We start from the raw sequence: 20,625 nt of genomic DNA, 5'->3' as shown, positions 1-20,625 counted from the left end.
GAGAAAGATCTCTAATCTTAATTACGCAAAAGGGAGTTTTATTTTTTTGAAAAGAAAAAGCATCCCTCAAACGTTTAAGGGATGCAATGATCTATTTAGTTTTTTCTTGTAATAAATCACGAATTTGACGAAGATATAATTCTTCATTGGTTGGTGTAGGATCATCTTCTTCGACTTCTTTTTTAGGCATCATTTTATTGACTAATTTAATTAAGAAGAAGACAACCAATGCGATGATTAGAAAGTTAATAACCGCATTTAAGAAACTGCCATATTTGAACGTAGCTTCACCAACAGTGAATTTTAAGTTTGATAAATCAATCTTGCCAATAAATAATCCAATGAGGGGATTAATTAAGTCTTTAACTAATGAATTTACAATTGCGGTAAATGCTGCACCAATAATAACTCCGACAGCTAAGTCCATCATGTTGCCACGAGAAATAAATTCTTTGAACTCTTTAATCATTTGCTTTTCCTTTCTAAAAAAAGTAGCTATTAATTAAAAATTATACCGAAAGTAATTAACTTCTCACTAGAAAAATGCTTTTAGAATACAAAAAAACGTTAGAGTTTTAATCTAACGTTTTTGGTGCAGAGAAATTAATTCTTTTTCTTTCGTTTAAGTTCATTACCAAGTAGGCCGATTAAGAATGAAGTAGCACCAAATGCTAATCCGATTAAGCTAGTATCGTTTTGCTTGGCACCGGTTTGAGGTAAGATGTTTTCTTCAGTCTTCTTGGTAGCTTTATTAGTAGCTTTTGCTGGTAGAACTAAATTAGAAGATTTTATTTCGCTGTTCTTTTGTACTAATTGAGTATGTGTTGGTTCAACCGGCTGAGTAGGCTTGGTTGTTTTAGTGGATTCAACCGGCTCAGTAGGCTCGGTTGGTTTAGTAGGTTGAACCGGCTTAACAGGTTCAGTTGATTTGGTAGGTTGAACCGGCTTAACAGGTTCAGTTGGCTTGGTAGGTTGAACCGGCTTAGTAGGCTCAGTAGGTTTAGTAGGTTCAACTGGAGCAGGTGTGTAGGTAACTTGAAATGCTAGATCACTACTGCTTGGTTGAACTGTTTGTGCATCAATTTGTTTTTGATTGGCAGTGTAGTTCTTAATGACTGGTGAAGTAACGGCGATAAAGGTATTGGCAACTGGAGACCAAACATTCAATTCTTCCTTATTGGTTACCAAATCGAGCTTTCCAGTTTGAGTAAATTCTACAGAAGTATTATAAGTTGGTGCAGCTTCTTTGCCGTTATTATAAACATATGTGATAGTTTCGTTAACAGTCTTAGAATTATTGATCTCTTTAAAGGCATGTTTAAAGTGAACATCGTAATTTTGATTGTTAGGCTTTTCATCATTATCAAAGAAAATGTTCTTTTGATCAGTTGGGTCACTGATTAGAACGTAATTCTTAGCTAAGTATTTATCAATTTAGAATATTGTGAATTTGTATTAGGCTCACCAGATAAGCTCTTAGTTTCTAATGTCTTACCAGTAGTATCATCAATATAAGTTACATTAACATTTTCAGTTAATGCATAAGGAACTTTGACCATGAATTCTGTACTGTCTGCTAAAGATTTAATCAAATCTTGATCCGTAGCAGCATTGAAGGCTAATGGAGAAACTATTTGACTATTAATTTCAAACTTCTTGGAAACAGGTGTAGTTTGAGTAATATTAGTAGGATTAATCTTATAAACAGTTGAAAGTGTCACTGGTAGGGAAACAGTATGACTATTATCTACTATTGCCCAGTTTTCCCAAGAAACCTGATCTGTAACTAAATCTTTTTGACCATTTCTAGTGAAAGTAGTATTACCTAATTCAATAGCTTTGAAGGCTTGACCTTTCTTAGGACCATTTTCAGCATAAAGGACAACTTTTTCAGAAACAGACTTATTTCCTTTAGTGCTCGTTGTCTTATGAGTAAAGTGAGCAATGAAGTATTGGTCGGCTTGATCATTAGTATCAAACTTGCCGTAAGCTACAGTAGACAAAGTATTACCTGGCAACTTAGTAGCTGTATCCTTAGGATCATTACCTACATTTACTGCAACAAAGTTATAATTTGAAAAATCGTAATTGGATGGAATAGTAAATGAAATAGTAGCTTTGCTTGTTCCATCTGTCTTAAGGTCTTTAGCAAAATCAATAAATTTTCCTTCAGTATCATCATAGAAACGAAGGACAGCGCTTTGCTTCTCAGCCTTGTAGATGACTGTCTTTTCTATATCTTTAGAATCATGGTCTACTTGAATAGCATCAATTTTAAGTTGATCTGGAATATAGCCAGAAATTGTTGGAGAAGTGACTGAAGCAAAAGTTTGTGGATCAGACCATTTTGTGTCAGCCACGCCAGTAACTAAGTCTTTTGTACCAGTTTCAGTGAAAGTGAGTTGGTTAGTAGCATCGTTAGCAGCTGGGGAACCATCTTCATAGATATAATGGATAGTTTCAGTGATCGTCTTCTGGTTAGAAAGAGGCGCAATTCCATGTTTGAAATGAACTTCATAATTTTGGTTATTAGGAAGTTCGTCGTTGTCGAATGAAAGAGACTTTTGATTGGTTGGGTCGCTAACTAGAACATAGTTTTGAGCGACATATTTATCAACAGTAGCTTTAGTTGAATAGTTAGCTTTTGTATTAGGTTTGCCCGATAATGACTTGCTCTCTAAGGTCTTACCAGTCGTGTCGTCAATATAGTTAACTGTAATATTTTCAGTTAAAGTATATGGAATAGTGACGTTAAGATTAATCGTCTTATCATTACTCAATTCTGATGTTTCAAATGGTAACTTAAGGGCAGAATAGTCGAATTCTTTGTCATTTTTTGTAGCTTTAATTTGAGCTAAATCTAATGAATAAACTTTTTCTTGAGTATCAGGGCCGCTAACTTTTTCTGGTAAGTTAAAGTTCTCAATGAAAGCTTTGTTAGACACCCAGTTAGACCATTTAGTATTTTTACCTTTAGGATCATTAACAAGGTCTACAGTTCTAGTTCTGGTGTAAGTGATTCTTTGATCAATTGGAGAAGTTGCAGCATCAACCACAGTCTTACCGGCCTGCGGACCGTTTTCATAGACATAGTTAACTTTTTCTACAACTGTAGCAGTTTCAGTTTGATTATCTAATGCATGCTTAAAATGAAGGACAAAGTTTTGGTTCTTAGTTTCGTCGTTATCAAAGTTGCCATAAGAAATCTTTGAATAGTCAGGATTTGTAATAGAACCATCGCCAGAAACACCAGTAAAGATGTAGTGATTGTTCTTCAAGAAGTTAACGATAATGTTTGCATCAGCAAATGAGATAGGTTGCTTGCTTGAATTATTGTCTAATTCAGAATAAGTATCAGTTAATGATGCTTTCTGATTATGTTGAACTAAATAATTAGCTAAGCTTTGACCAGTAGTGTCATCGTAGAAAGTAACCTGTGCATGCTCTGGAGCATAATAATGAACTGTGTAAGTTAATGGATCATTATTTTCAGCAGTGATCTTTCCATCATTATTGATGTTTAACTTAATAACTGGGACTTCAGCTTTGTCAACTAAAGTATAATTCTTGTCTTTTGCTTTAGGTGATTCTACAGCATCGAGGCTAGAATCCGGTTGCCAGCTCACGTGGTCGGTAACTAAATCTTTAGTTCCAGTATAAGTTACAGTCTTGCTATAAGGATTTACGGCCGTTTTTCCTTTTTGAGTACCATTAGCATAAATATAATTAATTGTTTCTTTTATTGTCGCTTTGGCGCTAACTGATTCAGTGTCGTGATAAAGGTAGACATAATATTGAGGCGAACTGTCTTTAATTTGAAGTTTAGCACTATTGTAACTATTGTTTAAAGCATCAGTCTTAAAGTTTTGCTTAGTTATATCGTAGTTCTTTAGATTTGTGCTATGATCACTTTCTTCTCCTTTAGTTGCTTGTTCATCTAACACATAACCCTTTTGCTTAAGATCATTGAGAATAGTATTAGTTGGGTTATCAATAGAAGAATCAGTCTTTGTGATAGTAGCACTTAATACATCTGGAATTTCTTCATTAGTATTTTCATCAATAAAGTGAATTTTAACAATTCTATCAACTACAGGATCAAATTTGAAATCAGTATAAGTTTGAGTAGAAGTATTAGTTGTAGTTCCTGAACCGGAGTGCTTCCAATCATTTTCGTTGACAATTGGAGTGGTGATTGAAGGACCTACACCTGAATCTGGCTGACTAGCCCAATCTGCAATATCGTTAGGGTTCAATAAGGTGTCTAATTGAATAAAGTAAGGACCCATTTTGGAATAATCCACACCGTTTGCTGTAAAGTTACCTTTTTGGTCAATCTTAATTTGTTTTTTATCGTCAGAAATTGAGTCTCTTAATAGTTTTTCAAAGTTGGTGTCTTCTGGAAGAGTTGCAAGTTTATTGTAGTAATCATTGATCGGAACTCTTTGACTATCAGAATCAACGACTTCCATATCTGCTGGAATCTTGAAAACCTTAATAGTAGATGGAAGAATTTGTTGTCCCTTATTAAATTTGATGTTAACTAAAACATCCATCAATGGATTTAAACTTGGATCTTTAGCAGAGCCATAATTCCACTCAAGTGCGTATTGCATTAATCGAGCATTTTTTTGCTTATCAGCGGGAACATCTGCTGCAGCACTTGGTTCTGGTCCACGATATGTTGCACCATTTTCGGTATAAGAACCATTTGTGCCAGGATAACCGTCTTGCCCAGGAGTCCAAATTAATTTTGGTCCCATAACAAAACCGTGAAGAATTTCTTGGGTAATAACTTGGTCTTTATACGGAGTAATTTTAATTGGTAGATTTTGAGTAAATACTTGATTATTAGGTAAGGTTACAGTAACAGGTAAATTGAAAGCAGGATAGGTGTCGTGGTCAGTATAGTATTGCTTAGTTGCTTTATTATCAGCAGTAAAAGTAAACGCTGAATCAAATCCTGATAAGACTCCGTCATCGTTGCCTGTATAAGTGAAAGTAAATGTTTTATCGGTATTTGTTTGAGATGTGGTTATCGCAAAGTAGTTAATCTTAGAAGGAGTGCTGCCAAAACGTAGTAAATTATTAGTATCGCTAATTGAAACTGTAACTTTTTGTCCGTTATTAATGGTAATTGGCTTGTTTTCATCCGTATTAACATGAACTTTTATTGATCCTTGAGTAACATTAGCCATCATTGACTTATTAGGTTCAGCTCCTGTAATAGTTACGGCTGTAGCTTGCGTTTCATTAGTAGCTTGAACTTTTTCTTCAAGAATATTTGCTTGAGTAGCTTTATTATTTTGAGTTTCTGATTTTGCAGCTAATACGTTAAGTTCTTGATTATTAGTTTCGCTATTTTTATTAGTCTGACTCGCAGATGTTTGTTCTTGAGTGGGTAAAGCTTTTACGTCATTTTTATTGTCTTCGCTAGTATTATTTTTTTGAATATTTAAAGTACTTGATTTAGTAGATTCGGAAGTATTTTCTTGGCTAGTAACATTTTGGTTTGTAGTGTTTACTTCGGCTGCATGCGTGGTATTAGAACTTTCTAAAAAGAAAGTTGTACCTAATGCAACAGTAACTAATCCAACTGAAAGTTTTCTAAGGCTAAACTTTTCTTTCCCATTAAGCTTAGCAATAAAAGATAAATCATTTTTATGTGACATTTCTTTTTCCTCGATTACAATCATTTTATATATAAAATAACGATTTTGTTTTCCAACAAGTTATTATAACTCAACTTAAAATAATGAAATCAAAAAAGATTGATTAATCTAAATATTCATCTTATTTTTGATAAAAAGTTGCTATTAATAGCCTCGAAAAACAAAGGCTATAATTTTTATACCATAATAAAATAAGCAGATAATTAAAAAACGTTATTAAAAAAGATCTAAAAAAATAAATTAGGACGTAAAATTCTGGCAATGATACAAATTGAAAGACTAAAAAGATATTAAATTATTCGAAAATCCTAACAATTGAGCAAAGAAAGCGCTTTATTTGTACGCGATAAATACATACCGCATATTTTCCTAAAGATGTAAACTCTTGTTTTGATTTTTTTAACTACTATACTAGATAAAGATGCTTTTTTAAGAAAAAGGCGGATAAGGCACAATATATTGTGTGACCTAATATAGAGAAAGAGGAGTTAATGGATGGACAATTCAACATCATTACAAGAAGATCATAAGGAAAGAAAGGATAACTACTTTGTTTGGCTATTTAAACAATTACATGGCTGGCCAGTTCAAAACTATATGCTTTGGTTCTTTGCTTTTGGATTTCAATTAGCTATTTTGATTCAAAATAAAATTACTACTTTAACAGTAATTACTTTCATTGGTACTCTACTTGGAACTTTATGTGTGCTAGCAATCAACGCTACTAAAGCAATCAATGGTTGGCTTGGTTTAATTTCTGCAGCTTGTTTTATTTATGCAGGTTTAGCTGCTAAAAATTACTTATCAATTTTTGAACAAATTGCTTATATTTTAACTTTAGACTTGCCAGTTATTATTTCAGTTAGATCTTGGAATGATGATACTAAAAACCACTTACGTAAATTTGGTGCTAAAGAATGGATCATTGCAATTATTGGTACCTTAATTGTTTATGCCGTGTCAGGCTACTTAATTGGTAAATTTACTAACGATCCACGTCCCTGGATTGATGCCATTAGTTTCGCTATTTCATTGACTGCTGGTATTATGTGTTTCTTACGTTATAACAATCAATATTTCTGGTGGACTGCTAGCGGAATTTTTCAATTAATTCTATGGGGCGTAACTTATGCACAAGGAGATGCGACTTTAGCTATGGCTGTTAACTCCTTAATTTATGTTGTTAATGACGTTTTGGCCTTTACTGTTTCACCTTGGTTCAATATGGGAAGAAAGCGCGAAGGATTAAAAGCTATTAAAGACTAATAGAAATCAAAATAAGTTAAAATGAGCATGTCGAGTTTCGGCATGCTTTTTTGTTTGTGAGGTATAAATAAATGAATGAAAATTGGAAAGAGAAATTGGCAAAGGCAGCAAATAATGACGACTATGTAAAGTTAAATGCAGGCTTAATGAGAGTATCAGACTTAAACAATTATTTGTCATCTTTTTCTAGTAACTTACTTGCTTTTAATAAATTAGGAGAATTTTTATATTATAAACAATTGCCAGAAATGAACTATAATCCACCGGAGCTTGGAAAAAATATCACATCTTTGGGTAAAACAGAACAAGAGAAGAAACAATTAGAAGAAATATTCCACAAGTTAAGCACAGGTGAGGAAAAAGAATTGCAATTTTCTGATCAAACTAATACACAAACGCGATTCATGGTGGATAGGTATCGTGCTATTTTTGATAAAAATCATCAATTTGCAGGAATTAATGAGAGTATTCAAGATATTTATCCACTTGTGGAATATTATTTAAAAGAAACTGGGCAGAAATTAATTGATGATCCAGATAATCCGAATGGTGAAGTTTATCGTAAAAATCAAAAAATTGATGCCGAAAGTGGAGCTTCTGAATTATAGAAAATTGACATAAGCATATTTTTCCTTAAAATATAATTAAAATATTTAGGAGAAGGGAATGTAGTTAAAATGGTTGTAATTGATCAAGCGTATATTCAAGATAAGTTTATTGAATATTGTAAGGTAAATACGCGCTCAGATGACCAAAGTAAAGAAGTACCAACAACGCCTGGACAAATTGAATTGTTAAAAATGATTGAACAAGAATTAGGAAATTTGGGCTTAGAAAATATCTCTTTTTCTAAAAAAGATTCATATCTTGTGGGAAAACTACCTGGCACAGTGAGAGATGAAAAAGTTACTCCGATTGGTTTTGTAGCTCATGTAGATACTGCTGACTTCAATGCAGAAAATATTCAGCCACAAGTACATCATGACTATGATGGAAAAGATATTTTATTAAAAGAGGGGCGAGTTTTATCCACCAGTGAATTTCCTAGTTTGAAAAAACACTTAGGCGAAACTTTAATTACTGCTGATGGAACAACCTTGCTTGGAGCAGATGATAAGGCTGGAATTGCGGGTTTATTAGGGATGCTCAAATATTTAAAAGAAAATGCTAGCGTCAAACATGGCGATATTTGGGTTGCTTTTGGCCCTGATGAGGAAATCGGCAAAGGAGCAGCTCGTTTTGATGTTCAACGTTTTCCAGTTGAGTTTGCCTATACCTTAGATAATGGAGATCCAGGTGACATTGCTTTTGAAACTTTTAATGCGGCAGCTGCTACAATTAATTTTCATGGTACAGTTGTTCATCCCGGTGAAGCATATGGCTTAATGATTAATGCTGCTTTGATGTCTAGTGAATTTATCCAAGGTTTACCAGCTGATGAGGTCCCAGAAAACAGTAAGGATTTTGATGGCTACTTTATGGTTTTATCCAATAACGGTAATGTTGATCATGCACAAATTAAGTTAATCATCCGAGACTTTGATACTGACGGTTTTGAGCAAAAGAAAAAGTTAGTCACAGACCTAGTGGATAAGTTAAATAAAAAATATGGAAAAGATCGCGTAACTATAGAACTACATGATCAATACCGTAGCCCTGGTGATTTAATTAAGAAACATCCTTATGTTGTAAATTTAGTTTTACATGCCTATGACGCTCTAGGATTAAAGCCCAAAATTATTCCATTTCGTGGCGGAACAGATGGAGATTTTATTTCAGAAAAAGGCATTCCTACACCTAACTTATTTAATGGTGGTGCGAACTTCCACGGTCCATATGAATATGTAACGACTGAGAGTATGGCATTACTTTCTAGAACTTTGATTGAAATTGCTCAACAACATGTTTTGCTAAATAATAAGCGTGATGAACGTCCATTAAAAAGAAAGTACTAAGTTAAATGAATTTTTACACAATAAATTATATTCAAAGCCACCAAAACACTGATCGGACGGCCTTATATATCTTAATGATTGTAGCAGCTAGTGCGATGATTATTTTTACTATGCTATATTTACGAGATCGATTTAATACGAGGTATCGCGATTTAGGAATTATCGCACTTTTATTTTTGATATTATTTGCTGGCACTCAGTATGAAAAATATATTCAAAATAATGTGCAAAAGTCAAAGGCTGCTCAAATTGTTCCTTTTATTAAATCAGTTGCAGACGATGCGAATGTTAAGGAAAGCGATGTAATGGTAAGTTCGACGAGTTTGCAAGATGGAATGATTATCCGAATTGATTCAAAAAATGAAGATTATCAATTGAATTTAAATGAAGATAATAATAGCTATACTTTGACTCATGCTCACGTAATTGATCACCATGTATATGTGCAAAAGTAGGTAGTAAAAGATGGATTATACACAATTATTTATTAAGTTTGCTTTAGGAATCTTAACTCTTATTATTCAGATTAATGTTTTTGGTAAGAGTAATTTGGCACCAACTACAGCATTGGATCAGTTACAAAACTATGTTCTTGGTGGAATTATTGGTGGTTTGATTTATAATTCCAGCATTACAATTATCCAGTTTTTACTCGTATTAGTGGTTTGGACTCTGGTAGTTTTTATTTTGAAGTTTGGACGCGAACGTAGTAATTGGGTACGCAATTTAATTGATGGAAAACCTGTTCAAGTAATAAAGAATGGTCAGGTTTTAGTTGGAAACTGTATGAAGGCAGGAATTTCAGCTAATGAATTGATGTTTAGGCTGAGAAGTCGAGGAATTTATTCAGTTGAAAAGGTTAAAAATTGCATTTTTGAACAAAATGGGCAATTAACGGTAATCGAAAACGATGAAGATAATATTCGTTTTCCAATTATTAGTGATGGTCAAATTAATGACGACGTTTTAGATTTAATTCATAAATCTAGTGCTTGGCTTGAACAAGAAGTAGCCAAAGCTGGTTATAATAGTATTGATGATGTCTTTTTAGGAGAATATATTAAGGGACAACTACGGTTGGTTGGATATTCTGAAAAATAAAAAGGAAGAAATAACATGAAAGATTTTAAACAAATACAAGAGTGGCTAGCTGAAGCAGATGCAGTAATTGTTACAGCTGGTAATGGTTTTGCACAAATGGAAGGGCTTGATATGTTTGAGGATGTAGCTTTTCCAATTGAATATCAAGCAATAAGTAAAAAATATCATGTTAAAACTATTGCTGATGCGTTAGATAAAGATTTTGATTCCTGGGATGAAAAATGGCAGTTTTGGAGTCAACTAATTAATTAATATTCGGTTGAATATGAACCAAGTAAGGCAATGAAGCAATTAAAAGAACTCTTAAATGGAAAGAACTATTTTATTGCGACTAGTGCTTTTGGTCACTTTTTTGAAAAAGCGGGTTTTGAACAAGATAAAATTTTTGATGTTTTTGGCGATTGGACTAGAATGCAATGTTCTAGTGGACTAAACCATGGTACTTACTCTGATTTGTCTGTTGTAAAAAGATATCTTAATGGACAAGGTGAGATTCCGCGCTGTGAAGATTGTGATTCGCCAATGGAAATTCATATGCCACTTAATGCGCATTTCTTTCCAGATGAAGATGCTAATACTAGATTTCGCTGGTTTTTAACTAGAAATCAAACTAAGAAAGTTGTGGTTTTAGAATTAGGGGTTGATCCAACCAGTCCACAATTGCTTGATCCAATGATAAAATTAGTAGAACAGTTTAAAGATTGGCATTATATTGCAGCTGATTTAAGTCAGGATGATTTACCTGATGATATTCAAAAAAGAAGTGCCGGTTTAGGGATGGCACTTCCTGAAGTGGTTGAAAAAATTTCTAAAAATGAAGGTTAAAAAATGAGCATTTCAGTTATTCAAGGTGTGCTACGAATTCCAGCTGCTCAAGATAAAATCCGCCAAAAGGGAATTGAAAAGCCTGGTTTTCCAGAAAATTACACCTTAATTGATGTTGAAACTACTGGTCTTAGTCCATATCGTGATCGAATTACCGAAATGGGCGGTTTAAAAGTGCGTCATGGGGAAGTAGTAGCAACTTTTTCAGAATTAGTGAAGTTTCCTGATAGTAATAAGGTACCTACTTTTATTACTAAATTAAATGGAATTGATGAAGCAGCTATTGAAGAAAAAGGATTACCAGTTCAAGAAGCAATTAAAAAGTATCGTGAATTTATTGGCAGTGATCCAATTGTTGGCTATAACGTAAATTTTGATTTGAATTTTGTTTATGATTTAGCTGAAAAGTATCATTTAACAGTTTTAAACAATGACTATGTAGATGTTTACCGTTTGGCGCGTAGCTTTTATCCACAAGAGCGACATAATCGCTTACTGGATTGCATGCATCGAATGAATATTGCAGAGAATCAAGAGCACCGTGGCTTAGATGATTGTTTAGATACTAAAAAGGTTTTTGATGAATTTCATAAACTATTTAAGCAGGAACATATGCTTAGAGCGCAAGAAGCAGTTAAAACCTTAGATTTAACCAGTGAGTGGCCCGATATTGTTAAGCAAACACAAGCCTTTCACAGTCCTTTTATTCATAAAAAAGTGGTAATTGCTGGTGATTTAGATCTAGATGAGTATGAATTAACTAACGTGGTAAAAAATCTAGGCGGCTTTATTCAAGAAGAAGTGGGGCTAGATACTGATTATGTCTTAGTTGGCGATCACGATTTCTTCAGAACAGATGTCACCGAATTAAATAAGGCAAGAGCCTTGAAAAAACAAGGACAAAATATTAGAACTTGGTCAGAAAGCTTTTTCCTAAATGTACTTGATAATTGGGCGCGTAGTTAAAAATTTAGATACCAAAAAGGGAATCCTATAGTAGGATTCCTTTTTTAATGTGGGGAAGATTGAGATGGACTAACCAGCAGATATTAATTGCTACGATTATAAAAGTTAGAATTGTAATTACTTCAAAGCTAGACCAAATAAGGCAAGAAATTGCTCCGATCAAAGTCGTAATTAGAAAAACCAAAATAGTAGACTTTCTTAATTTGAATTGAGGTTTATTATAGCGTGTTGCAAATAGTAGTCCTAAATAAAATAAACTAATCCCGCAATATAAACATAAGACAGCAAACCAAGAATTAGCATCTGTTTCGTGAATAAATTTAATGCTGACAGTAATTAGACTGATTCCAAAGATTATTAAATAATGCAAATAAATTAAAGCATTTCCCGTAACGTCATCTTGATCTTCATCAGTAAATTTATCAAATTGCAATGCATAGGTGAAAAACAAGATAGCAACCGTTAAAAAGATTAGAATTGAATAAAGCGAAAAAGTATTAGGCCGAAAATAATCGGCAATTCCAATAATTGTTTCACCAAAGATAATAATTACTAAAAGATTTAATCTTTCAAGTAAGTGAGGAAAAATAATAGGATGTTTAATAGTATATTTTGTGGTTAAAATAGGCATTAACCAACTAAAAATAATTCCAATAACTGCTAAAACAAAGCCGGGAATATTATCTAATAGTCCGCCAATGATTAAAGCAATTGATCTAAAAATCAAAATTAGAAAAAATGCCCGGGAAATATTTTGATCAATTTCACTTTTGGTTTGAAAATAATTAATTAAGTAGTGACTTGCTAAAGTAAGAGAAAGTAAGCCAGCAGAAATAAATAAGATTTTCATTTCAGTTAGATTGTTTGTGTCAAATGAATTAGACATGTAAAGCAGAATCATCATGTCAATGAAATAAAAAGCAATATCTGCCCAGCTACCTATACCATAGCGATTAGTAAAGACAGTTTGAACCATCCATGAATTAATAAAGATAATAACAATCAATGCAAATAGTGCAAAAGATGTAGGAGAAACAAGGCCATGCTCAAGATGGTGAAGTATCTCAGTTGTTTTAGAGATCATGTAGACAAAAACGAGATCATAAAATAAGGCAATTTTTGAAACTCGCTTATTTAAAATTGCTTGCATGAAGATTGTACCTACTTTCTTTAGAATTCTTCATGTTCATTTGGATCAAAACGACGTGCAGATTCCTTGTCTAAATTAATTAAGCTTTGAACTTCTTCAGGAGCTAGCTTGAAGTCAAAAATATCTAAATTGCTTAGTTGGTGTTCGTAGGAACTAGCTTTTGGAATTGGCACAACATTGATTTGAGTTTCCCAGCGTAAGATTATTTGAGCAGGAGACTTGTGGTATTTTTGTGCTAATTCAATAATTTCTTTTTCTTGAAAGGCTTCACCACCACGCTGAAGCGGACTCCAGGCTTCAGTAATAATATGGTGTTGATTATCATACTCACGAACTTTTTTGCTTGACCAGTAAGGATGGAGTTCGACTTGGTTAACAGCAGGCATAACGCCGGTTTCACGATATAAGTATTCAATATGTTCTGGCTCAAAATTAGAAACTCCTACTGAGCGAATTAAGCCAAATCGTTGAGCGTCAATCATAGCTTGCCAAGCTTCAAGATAATGATTTTCCTTTGGATTTGGCCAGTGGATTAAATATAAATCGTAGTAGTCAAGGTTAGCAGAATAAAGTGACTCTTGGATTTGTTCTAAAGCTTCTTGGTACTTGTGATGACGACCAGGTAATTTAGAAGTTACGAAAATCTTATCGCGGCTTACATGACTGTTTTTAATTGCTCGACCAACTGCACCTTCATTTTCATAATTAACAGCAGAATCTAATAAACGATAGCCGTTTTTAAGGCTGCTTGAATAGCAAAAACGCCACGTGAGCCATTTAACTTATATGTTCCAAAACCAATTTTAGGAATTCGATTACCATCATTTAAGTTAAAATATTCCATTTTTCTTCTTCTTTCTAGATTGTTTCTTACTAAATCTGTCATGTTTATTGTAGCAGTCTAAATACATGAAAACTTATTAATTACATTGCAAACATACGTTCAAATATCTATACTGAAAGAAATAAGAGTAGGGGAAATATAGATGGCAAAAAGAAGAAAATATCGAAAAAGGCAGAAAAATACAGTAGCAAGCTGGATTGTTGCACTCATAATTATTATTTGGGGTGGTTGGTTTAAGCTTAATTCTACAAATCAAAATTCAAATCAAAGTCAAGAGCCAAGTAGTTCTCAGCAAGTAGTAAATAATGCTACAACGGCTAATACTAACTATGGTGGTCTATCTAATGAGGACTATCAAAAATTAGCTAATTTAGATTTCAAAAGTGGCGACAAGGCTTATGTCTATGTAAATAATAATAAATCAACATTAATTAAAAATGCTTGGAAAGTTAACAAGGTAATCTATTCTAATTTAGATAATTTAAACCGTACTTCTCATTCAAATACTGCTTTTCTGGAACCAAGAAATGTGGCTAATGATTCTTTAAGAGTAAGACAGTTTATTAATCCTACGGCATGGCATTCTAACCGTGAAAATGGAACGCAAATCTACAATCGTGGTCATTTGATTGCTTATTCAGTTTCGGCAGGAATTGATCAGGATGGCAACTATAACCCTAATAATCAGTCAGGTGATCAAAATAATCCCAAAAATTTATTTACGCAAACTGCATTTTCTAATCAAAAAATTCAGACTATTTTTGAGGGAAAAGTTCGAAATGCCTTAAAACAAGGAAATAAAATTATTTTTCAGGCAACGCCAATTTTTAGAGGAAATGAATTAATGGCGCGTGGTATTAATTTACAGGCAATAAGTTTGAACAATAATTTGAACTTTAATGTTTATCTTTTTAACGTACAGCCTGATTATGTGTTTGATTATAATAATGGTAGGGCTAAAATAGATCGTAATATGGTAGTTAATCAATAAATAATTTTTTAGGAGAAAACAATGAAGAAAAGTAAAGATAACTGTACGGCAATGATTGTCGGAAAAAAAGCTACAATTGATGGTTCAACTATCATTGCACGTGATGAAGACGGTTATGGTGGTATTAATGAAAAGCTTTTTGTCGTTCATGAAGCTAAGGATTATGATGAAGACTATGTATCAAAGTACAATGGTTTGAAGCTTCACTTAAAGGGGCATGGCTGCAAGTGGACTGCTACACCAACAGCAGATGCTTCAGAAGGTCGCTGGGATGAGCAAGGTATTAACGAATATAACGTGGCAATGTCAGCTACTGAAACTGAAGCAACTAATGCTCGCTGCTTAGGACATGATCCTTTAGTTGAAAATGGTGTGGATGAAGATTCCATGGTGTATCTTGTTTTACCATTTGTTAAAAGTGCTCGTGAGGGTGTGGCACGTTTAGGCAAATTAATTGAAAAATATGGTACTGGTGAAAGTAACGGTATCGCTTTTTCTGATCATGATGAAGTTTGGTATTTCGAAACTGGCGCTGGCCATCAATGGGTTGCCCAAAGAATTCCAGAAGATTCTTATGCAATTTGTCCAAATATTATGGTTATTCAAGATATTGACTTTGATGACCATGAGAATTTTATGTATGCTTCTACAATTCGTGATTTTGTAGAAAAGAACCATTTAAATCCAAGCACTGATGGTAAGTGGAGCTTTAGAGATATTTTTGGTACTAAAGCTGAAGCTGATAGTTATTACAACACTCCAAGAACTTGGTATGGTCAAAAATTGTTTAACCCTAGTGTTGAACAGGATCCTCTAAGTCAAGAAATGCCATTTATCAGAAAGCCTGAAAAGAAAATCGGCGTTGAAGATGTAGAGTATTTCTTATCAAGTCACTATAACGGGACTGAATATGATCCAATGGGATCTTTTGCTTCTGGGGATGATAAGGAACAAAAGATGTTTAGGTCAATTGCTTTAGATAGAAACCAATCTAGTTGTATTCTTCAAATTAGAAATGATGTTCCTAAAGAAATGGCTGCTATTCAATGGGTTAACTTTGGTTTTTATGCTTATAGTCCTTATGTACCTTTTTATACCAATATTGATGACACACCACTTAACTATCAAAAAGCTAGTCATATGGTTACACCAGAATCAAGTGCTTACTGGCTATATAAGAGTTTACAAGTATTAATAGAACCAAGGTATCATCAATTTATTTACCAAGTTGATAATTTTAGAGATGAATGTCAAAGCTATGCTGTAAGTCGCGTTTCAGCAACTGATGAGAAGGCAAGAGAAATGTCTGGCAAAGAGCAGACTAAATATTTGACGGCTGCTAATGCTGAAACTGCTGCTCATATTACTGCTGAAACTAAGAAACTGATTAGTGATTTAACTAGACAAGCATTAAATACATCTAAATTTCAATTTGAACGCGGCGATAATTTATAATTTTTTGAGAAAACACTGCACAAGATGTAGTGTTTTTTTATTGTTCGACTTTCTCTATCTTGTATATTGAGAAAGCCAATACAAAACATAAAACTAAAAAATGCAAGTGGTAAGATACGATTTATTTATACTTTTTTTACTAAAATGTTCTTAAAATAATATTATTATCCACATCTTATCCACAAAAAAGCAGCAAAAATTCACAAAGTACGAATTATTTACTGAAAAAATATTTGTGATTTTGTCGCTTTTATCATAAAATTTGTGATGTAATATGATTTAAATCTAAATGTAGTAGTGAGAGATATATGAACGAAGATAAATTCATTCAGGTAAATAACCTAGAAAAAACTTATGAGAATGGTTACCAAGCAATTAAATCTGTTAGCTTTTCTGTAAAGAAGGGTGACTTGGTATGTTTGTTGGGTCCTAGTGGTTGTGGGAAAACCACTACCTTAAATATGATCGCAGGCTTATTAAATCCAACTGGAGGAGACATCATTGTAAATGGTAAGTCTCTTCTTAATGTTGCGCCTAAAGATCGTAACATTGGATATGTTTTCCAAAACTATGCCTTGTACCCTCATATGACAGTCTTACAAAATGTAATGTTTCCAATGACAGTTGGAAAGAACAAGAAGCCTAAGGACGAGGCAGAAAGAATTGCCAAAAAGTTTATGAAGTTAACTCATATTGAAGAGTTAGCTGATCAAAAACCAGGTAACCTTTCTGGTGGTCAACAGCAGCGTGTTTCAATTGCACGTGCTTTAGTGCAAGAGCCACAAATTTTGTTAATGGATGAACCACTAAGTAACTTAGATGCACGTCTGCGTTTAAAGATTCGTGAAGAGATTCGTAATTTGGTTAAAGAAGTGGGCATTACCACTTTATTTGTTACGCACGATCAAGAAGAAGCTTTATCAATTGGAGATAAGATTATTCTTTTCCATAACGGTGTAATTCAACAAGATGATAAGGGACAAGATCTTTATTTAGAACCAAATAATCAATTTGTAGCTAACTTTATTGGTAATCCAGTTATTGATAATTTTGATGTTAAAGTAGCAAATGATCAGATTGTTGGTTCAGATTTTGAAATTCCAGTTGCAAAATTAAATAGTTCAAAATTTAGAAGTGAATTAGCAGATGGTGATTATACATTAAGTATTCGTCCAGAAAACTTGAAGCTAGCTGATGAAGGCGAACTTTCTGAAGTAATTGATGATATAGAGTTAATTGGACGCGAGCGTGTATTGAAGTTTAATCATGCTGGAATTAGTCAACGTGCATTAATTGATTTAGAGCAAGAAGTAAAACGCGGAGATAAAGTTAAATTTAAGATGAATTTAGATCGTATTTACTTATTTAAGCCAGATGGGGAGCGAATCTATTAATGAAAGATAATCAGAAAAAAGCTTGGTTATTCTTAGCACCGGCAATTGTTTGCGTTACTGTATTTAGCATCTGGCCGATTTTGCGTGCCTTTACGATGAGTTTTCAGGGTGGTCCATTAATTGATCTACATTTTAATGGCTTCTCTAACTATCAATATATTTTTAGTGATCCAGAATTTTGGCGTGCAATTATGAATACAGCTATCTATTCATTTTTAGCTGTTCCAATTGCTTTAGTAATTTCTGTTGCCCTTGCTTGGTTTATTTTTTCAAAAATTAAGCATACGGCTTTCTTTGAAACAATGTTCTTTATGCCATACGTTACTAGTACAATTGCAATCGGAATTGTTTTTCGTTATATCTTCAATGGTGAATATGGTTTATTGAATTTCTTATTAAAACTTGTTCATTTACCGCAACCAGATTGGTTAGATAATCCTAGCTTAAGTCTTATTTCACTAATTATTTTTGGTGTCTGGTCATCCTTAGCTTTTAATATCGTTATCTTAATGGGTGCGTTAAGAAATATTGAACCGAATTACTATGTTTTGGCTGATATGTATGGTGCAACAAGTAAAGAAAAATTTTGGCGAATTACTGTTCCTCAACTAGTACCAACCTTAGCTTTTCTTTTAACAGTAAACTTAATTGGAGCATTTAAGATCTATACTCAGGTTTATGCATTATTTAATGGACAAGCTGGAGTAGGTAATTCAGCAATGACGGCAGTTTACTACATTTATAACAAATTCCAAATTGTTGGAACTCCGGGTGTAGCTATGGCTGCTACTGTGGTCTTGTTCCTATTTATATTGTTCGTAACTTTCTTACAAAGAAAATTGATGAAAAAGGTGAACAGTTAAAATGAAGCAGAAGAAATTACGTTGGGGAATGATTTTTGTCTATTTATTCATTGGAATTTTTGGCATTATAACTGTTTTCCCATTTATTTATATGATTTTAGGTGGCTTGATGTCATATCAAGAAACCACGACTATTCCGCCAACTTTGATTCCTAAGGTTTTTAGGTGGAGTAACTATCAAAAAGTATTCGAACAAGCACCATTTGCAAGATACTTTTTGAATACCTTTATCACAGCAGCAACAACCACAATTGTTACTCTATTTACTTCAATCCTTGGTGCCTTTGCAATGACTAATTTAAAGTTTAAGGGAAAAGGATTAATCCAATTGATCTTTCTTTCATTGTTAATGGTACCTGGAGAGGCAATAATTTTTACTAACTATAATACAATTGCTCACTTAGGCTTATTGAATACGTATTTAGGATTAGTTTTGCCATTTTTAACTTCAATCTTCTATATGTACTATTTACAAAGCTACTTCACAGCAATTTCACCGACAATTTATAAAGCAGCTATGATCGATGGTGCTTCTGATTGGGAATATATTTGGAGAATTTTAGTTCCAATGTCTAAAGGTGGTTTAATTACTGTAGCTTTACTTAGTTTTATTTCTGGCTGGAATTCATTCTTATGGCCATTACTGGTTACAAATGAAGATAAAATGCGTTTATTAAACAATGGGTTAGCTGCATTTGCGTCAGATGCAGGAGCTCAAACGCAATTACAATTAGCAGCAGCAACTTTAACAGTTGTTCCTGTTTTAATTGTTTACTTCATTTTTAGAAAGCAAATTATTCGAGGAGTAGTACGTAATGACCTCAAAGCCTAAAACCAAAGTTACTTTTTATAATGGATTAACTACCATCGGTGGCCCAATGATTGAAGTGGCCTATGATAAGTCGCATGTATTGTTTGATTTAGGAGAAGTATATCGTCCAGAATTAGGGTTAAAGATGGAAGATGAAGATTTTGCTACTCTGCTCAAGTATCAACTAATTGGTGATGTGCCAGATTTCTATGATCCTAAAGTTACAGGAAAAGAAATTGATCATGAACGGTGGGAACACAGTGCAGCATATATTTCTCATCTTCACTTAGATCACAGTAAGGCAATGAACTTGTTAGCGCCAGAAATTCCTTTATATGCAGGTCCATTAACAGCAGCCTTGTTGCCAGTGCTAAATCGTGATGGCGAATTTTTATTGCCAGCGGCTGATAAGCCTAAAAATTATACTCGCCCAATAATTGCAGCTAAGTTAAATGAGCCAATTCATGTTGGTGACATAACTTTAACAGTTGTACCAAGTGACCACGATGCTTATGGGGCAACAGGTTTAATTGTGAAGACGCCAGATAAGACAATTGTTCACACTGGTGATATTCGTTTACATGGCTATCATCCTGATTGGGTGCGTAAGTTTATGGCAGCCGGTAAAGGATGTGATATGCTAATTATTGAAGGTACTGGTGTTTCATGGCCAGAGCGCAGTGAAGACGATAGTGAAGAATTTAAAGGCGTTAAGAATGAAATTGAATTGACGCAAAGAATAGTTCAATATCAAAAAGATAATCCGAAGCGCCAATTAACTTTTAATACTTATCCTACAAATGTAGAGCGAATTTTGAGAATTATTTCAGATTCACCTCGAAAAGTAGTCCTTCATGCTAAACGTGCTGAACTCTTAAAGTTAGCATTAAAGCAAGATGTTCCTTATTATTACTTGCCAGAAGATGAAAAAATTGATGCGCTCGATCCTGACCTTGAAATTAGCTATCAAGATCTTTTAAAGGATGATCATCAATATTTCTGGCAAGTAGTTGGTCATTATGATCAGTTACAAAAAGGTGGCTTGTACATTCACAGTAATGCAGAGCCTTTGGGGGATTTTGATCCAGCCTATGCTCCGTTTATTGAAAATATTAAAAAGCGCGGAATTGAATTAATAACGTTACGTTGCTCAGGACATGCGGATGTAGCTGAATTAAAAGAAATTATTGCGGGTTTTGAGCCAAAAATTTTGGCTCCAGTGCACACATTGCATCCTGAATTAGAAGAAAACCCATTTGGAGAACGGATTTTACCTAAGCGCGGAGAGGTAGTTACGCTTAGCTAAAATTAAAATTTTATTTTGTTGTTGTT

Annotated in this window: 14 protein-coding genes and 4 pseudogenes; 13 read left to right on the top strand and 5 right to left on the bottom strand. The window is 33.6% G+C overall.

Annotated elements, in window-relative coordinates:
- Window positions 1-91 precede the first annotated feature (91 nt).
- The 3 genes and pseudogenes from mscL to LGAS_RS09840 form a co-directional block, all read right to left on the bottom strand.
- Window positions 92-469 (bottom strand): large-conductance mechanosensitive channel protein MscL, encoded by a 378-nt coding sequence (gene mscL, locus LGAS_RS08150; RefSeq protein ID WP_003656060.1) that lies wholly within the window; start codon window positions 467-469, stop codon window positions 92-94.
- A 134-nt stretch (window positions 470-603) separates the two neighbouring features.
- Window positions 604-4,599: pseudogene (locus LGAS_RS08140) on the bottom strand (mucin-binding protein).
- Between the two features lie 971 nt (window positions 4,600-5,570).
- Window positions 5,571-5,672 (bottom strand): annotated as a pseudogene (locus LGAS_RS09840) (YSIRK-type signal peptide-containing protein); the annotation flags it as partial.
- 495 nt (window positions 5,673-6,167) lie between these two features.
- Here LGAS_RS09840 and pnuC point away from each other — a divergent pair.
- The 7 genes and pseudogenes from pnuC (at window position 6,168) to LGAS_RS08105 (ending at window position 11,785) form a co-directional block, all read left to right on the top strand.
- Window positions 6,168-6,938: a nicotinamide riboside transporter PnuC gene (pnuC, locus tag LGAS_RS08135; protein ID WP_003646779.1), complete on the top strand. Its 771-nt coding sequence runs from the start codon at window positions 6,168-6,170 to the stop codon at window positions 6,936-6,938.
- Between the two features lie 71 nt (window positions 6,939-7,009).
- Window positions 7,010-7,546, top strand: a complete 537-nt coding sequence (locus LGAS_RS08130; protein ID WP_003646780.1) for a PAS domain-containing protein — start codon at window positions 7,010-7,012, stop codon at window positions 7,544-7,546.
- A 69-nt stretch (window positions 7,547-7,615) separates the two neighbouring features.
- Window positions 7,616-8,893, top strand: a complete 1,278-nt coding sequence (gene pepT / locus LGAS_RS08125; protein ID WP_003646781.1) for a peptidase T — start codon at window positions 7,616-7,618, stop codon at window positions 8,891-8,893.
- A gap of 5 nt (window positions 8,894-8,898) precedes the next feature.
- Window positions 8,899-9,348 (top strand): DUF3290 domain-containing protein, encoded by a 450-nt coding sequence (locus LGAS_RS08120; protein ID WP_003646782.1) that lies wholly within the window; start codon window positions 8,899-8,901, stop codon window positions 9,346-9,348.
- 10 nt (window positions 9,349-9,358) lie between these two features.
- The gene (locus LGAS_RS08115; RefSeq protein WP_003656054.1) at window positions 9,359-9,994 is read left to right on the top strand and encodes a DUF421 domain-containing protein; all 636 of its coding nucleotides are present in this window, start codon (window positions 9,359-9,361) and stop codon (window positions 9,992-9,994) included.
- A gap of 15 nt (window positions 9,995-10,009) precedes the next feature.
- Window positions 10,010-10,819, top strand: a pseudogene (locus tag LGAS_RS08110) (SIR2 family NAD-dependent protein deacylase).
- 3 nt (window positions 10,820-10,822) lie between these two features.
- Window positions 10,823-11,785 (top strand): exonuclease domain-containing protein, encoded by a 963-nt coding sequence (locus LGAS_RS08105; RefSeq protein WP_003656051.1) that lies wholly within the window; start codon window positions 10,823-10,825, stop codon window positions 11,783-11,785.
- A 25-nt stretch (window positions 11,786-11,810) separates the two neighbouring features.
- On the opposite strand, the gene LGAS_RS08100 is transcribed toward LGAS_RS08105, so the two are convergent.
- Together LGAS_RS08100 and LGAS_RS08095 are read right to left on the bottom strand one after the other, a co-directional pair.
- Window positions 11,811-12,935 (bottom strand): low temperature requirement protein A, encoded by a 1,125-nt coding sequence (locus LGAS_RS08100; protein ID WP_003646785.1) that lies wholly within the window; start codon window positions 12,933-12,935, stop codon window positions 11,811-11,813.
- Between the two features lie 20 nt (window positions 12,936-12,955).
- Window positions 12,956-13,779 (bottom strand): annotated as a pseudogene (locus LGAS_RS08095) (aldo/keto reductase).
- Between the two features lie 142 nt (window positions 13,780-13,921).
- Here LGAS_RS08095 and LGAS_RS08090 point away from each other — a divergent pair.
- The 6 genes from LGAS_RS08090 to LGAS_RS08065 all read left to right on the top strand — a co-directional run bounded on the left by LGAS_RS08090 (window position 13,922) and on the right by LGAS_RS08065 (window position 20,599).
- On the top strand, window positions 13,922-14,770 hold the full coding sequence (locus LGAS_RS08090) for a DNA/RNA non-specific endonuclease (protein WP_003646786.1): 849 nt from the start codon (window positions 13,922-13,924) through the stop codon (window positions 14,768-14,770).
- A 21-nt stretch (window positions 14,771-14,791) separates the two neighbouring features.
- Complete coding sequence (locus LGAS_RS08085; protein WP_003646787.1) at window positions 14,792-16,225, top strand: C69 family dipeptidase; 1,434 nt, start codon at window positions 14,792-14,794, stop codon at window positions 16,223-16,225.
- A 308-nt stretch (window positions 16,226-16,533) separates the two neighbouring features.
- The gene (locus tag LGAS_RS08080; RefSeq protein WP_003646788.1) at window positions 16,534-17,619 is read left to right on the top strand and encodes an ABC transporter ATP-binding protein; all 1,086 of its coding nucleotides are present in this window, start codon (window positions 16,534-16,536) and stop codon (window positions 17,617-17,619) included.
- Window positions 17,619-18,482, top strand: a complete 864-nt coding sequence (locus LGAS_RS08075) for a carbohydrate ABC transporter permease (protein ID WP_003646789.1) — start codon at window positions 17,619-17,621, stop codon at window positions 18,480-18,482. The genes LGAS_RS08080 and LGAS_RS08075 overlap by 1 nt, the downstream gene beginning before the upstream one ends.
- A gap of 1 nt (window position 18,483) precedes the next feature.
- Window positions 18,484-19,314 carry a carbohydrate ABC transporter permease gene (locus tag LGAS_RS08070; RefSeq protein WP_003651909.1) on the top strand — a complete coding sequence of 277 codons (831 nt, stop codon included), beginning with the start codon at window positions 18,484-18,486 and terminating at the stop codon, window positions 19,312-19,314.
- Window positions 19,298-20,599 (top strand): MBL fold metallo-hydrolase, encoded by a 1,302-nt coding sequence (locus tag LGAS_RS08065; RefSeq protein WP_011678967.1) that lies wholly within the window; start codon window positions 19,298-19,300, stop codon window positions 20,597-20,599. The genes LGAS_RS08070 and LGAS_RS08065 overlap by 17 nt, the downstream gene beginning before the upstream one ends.
- Window positions 20,600-20,625: the final 26 nt, after the last annotated feature.

Source organism: Lactobacillus gasseri ATCC 33323 = JCM 1131, from assembly GCF_000014425.1.
Classification (GTDB): domain Bacteria; phylum Bacillota; class Bacilli; order Lactobacillales; family Lactobacillaceae; genus Lactobacillus; species Lactobacillus gasseri.
This window is presented reverse-complemented; position numbering and strand designations above follow the sequence as displayed.

What these genes read in the sequence shown, in the direction of transcription:
- mscL (WP_003656060.1), bottom strand. Translation starts at nt 469, where the DNA reads ATGATTAAAGAGTTCAAAGAATTTATTTCTCGTGGCAACATGATGGAC.
- pnuC (WP_003646779.1), top strand. Translation starts at nt 6,168, where the DNA reads ATGGACAATTCAACATCATTACAAGAAGATCATAAGGAAAGAAAGGAT.
- LGAS_RS08130 (WP_003646780.1), top strand. Translation starts at nt 7,010, where the DNA reads ATGAATGAAAATTGGAAAGAGAAATTGGCAAAGGCAGCAAATAATGAC.
- pepT (WP_003646781.1), top strand. Translation starts at nt 7,616, where the DNA reads ATGGTTGTAATTGATCAAGCGTATATTCAAGATAAGTTTATTGAATAT.
- LGAS_RS08120 (WP_003646782.1), top strand. Translation starts at nt 8,899, where the DNA reads ATGAATTTTTACACAATAAATTATATTCAAAGCCACCAAAACACTGAT.
- LGAS_RS08115 (WP_003656054.1), top strand. Translation starts at nt 9,359, where the DNA reads ATGGATTATACACAATTATTTATTAAGTTTGCTTTAGGAATCTTAACT.
- LGAS_RS08105 (WP_003656051.1), top strand. Translation starts at nt 10,823, where the DNA reads ATGAGCATTTCAGTTATTCAAGGTGTGCTACGAATTCCAGCTGCTCAA.
- LGAS_RS08100 (WP_003646785.1), bottom strand. Translation starts at nt 12,935, where the DNA reads ATGCAAGCAATTTTAAATAAGCGAGTTTCAAAAATTGCCTTATTTTAT.
- LGAS_RS08090 (WP_003646786.1), top strand. Translation starts at nt 13,922, where the DNA reads ATGGCAAAAAGAAGAAAATATCGAAAAAGGCAGAAAAATACAGTAGCA.
- LGAS_RS08085 (WP_003646787.1), top strand. Translation starts at nt 14,792, where the DNA reads ATGAAGAAAAGTAAAGATAACTGTACGGCAATGATTGTCGGAAAAAAA.
- LGAS_RS08080 (WP_003646788.1), top strand. Translation starts at nt 16,534, where the DNA reads ATGAACGAAGATAAATTCATTCAGGTAAATAACCTAGAAAAAACTTAT.
- LGAS_RS08075 (WP_003646789.1), top strand. Translation starts at nt 17,619, where the DNA reads ATGAAAGATAATCAGAAAAAAGCTTGGTTATTCTTAGCACCGGCAATT.
- LGAS_RS08070 (WP_003651909.1), top strand. Translation starts at nt 18,484, where the DNA reads ATGAAGCAGAAGAAATTACGTTGGGGAATGATTTTTGTCTATTTATTC.
- LGAS_RS08065 (WP_011678967.1), top strand. Translation starts at nt 19,298, where the DNA reads ATGACCTCAAAGCCTAAAACCAAAGTTACTTTTTATAATGGATTAACT.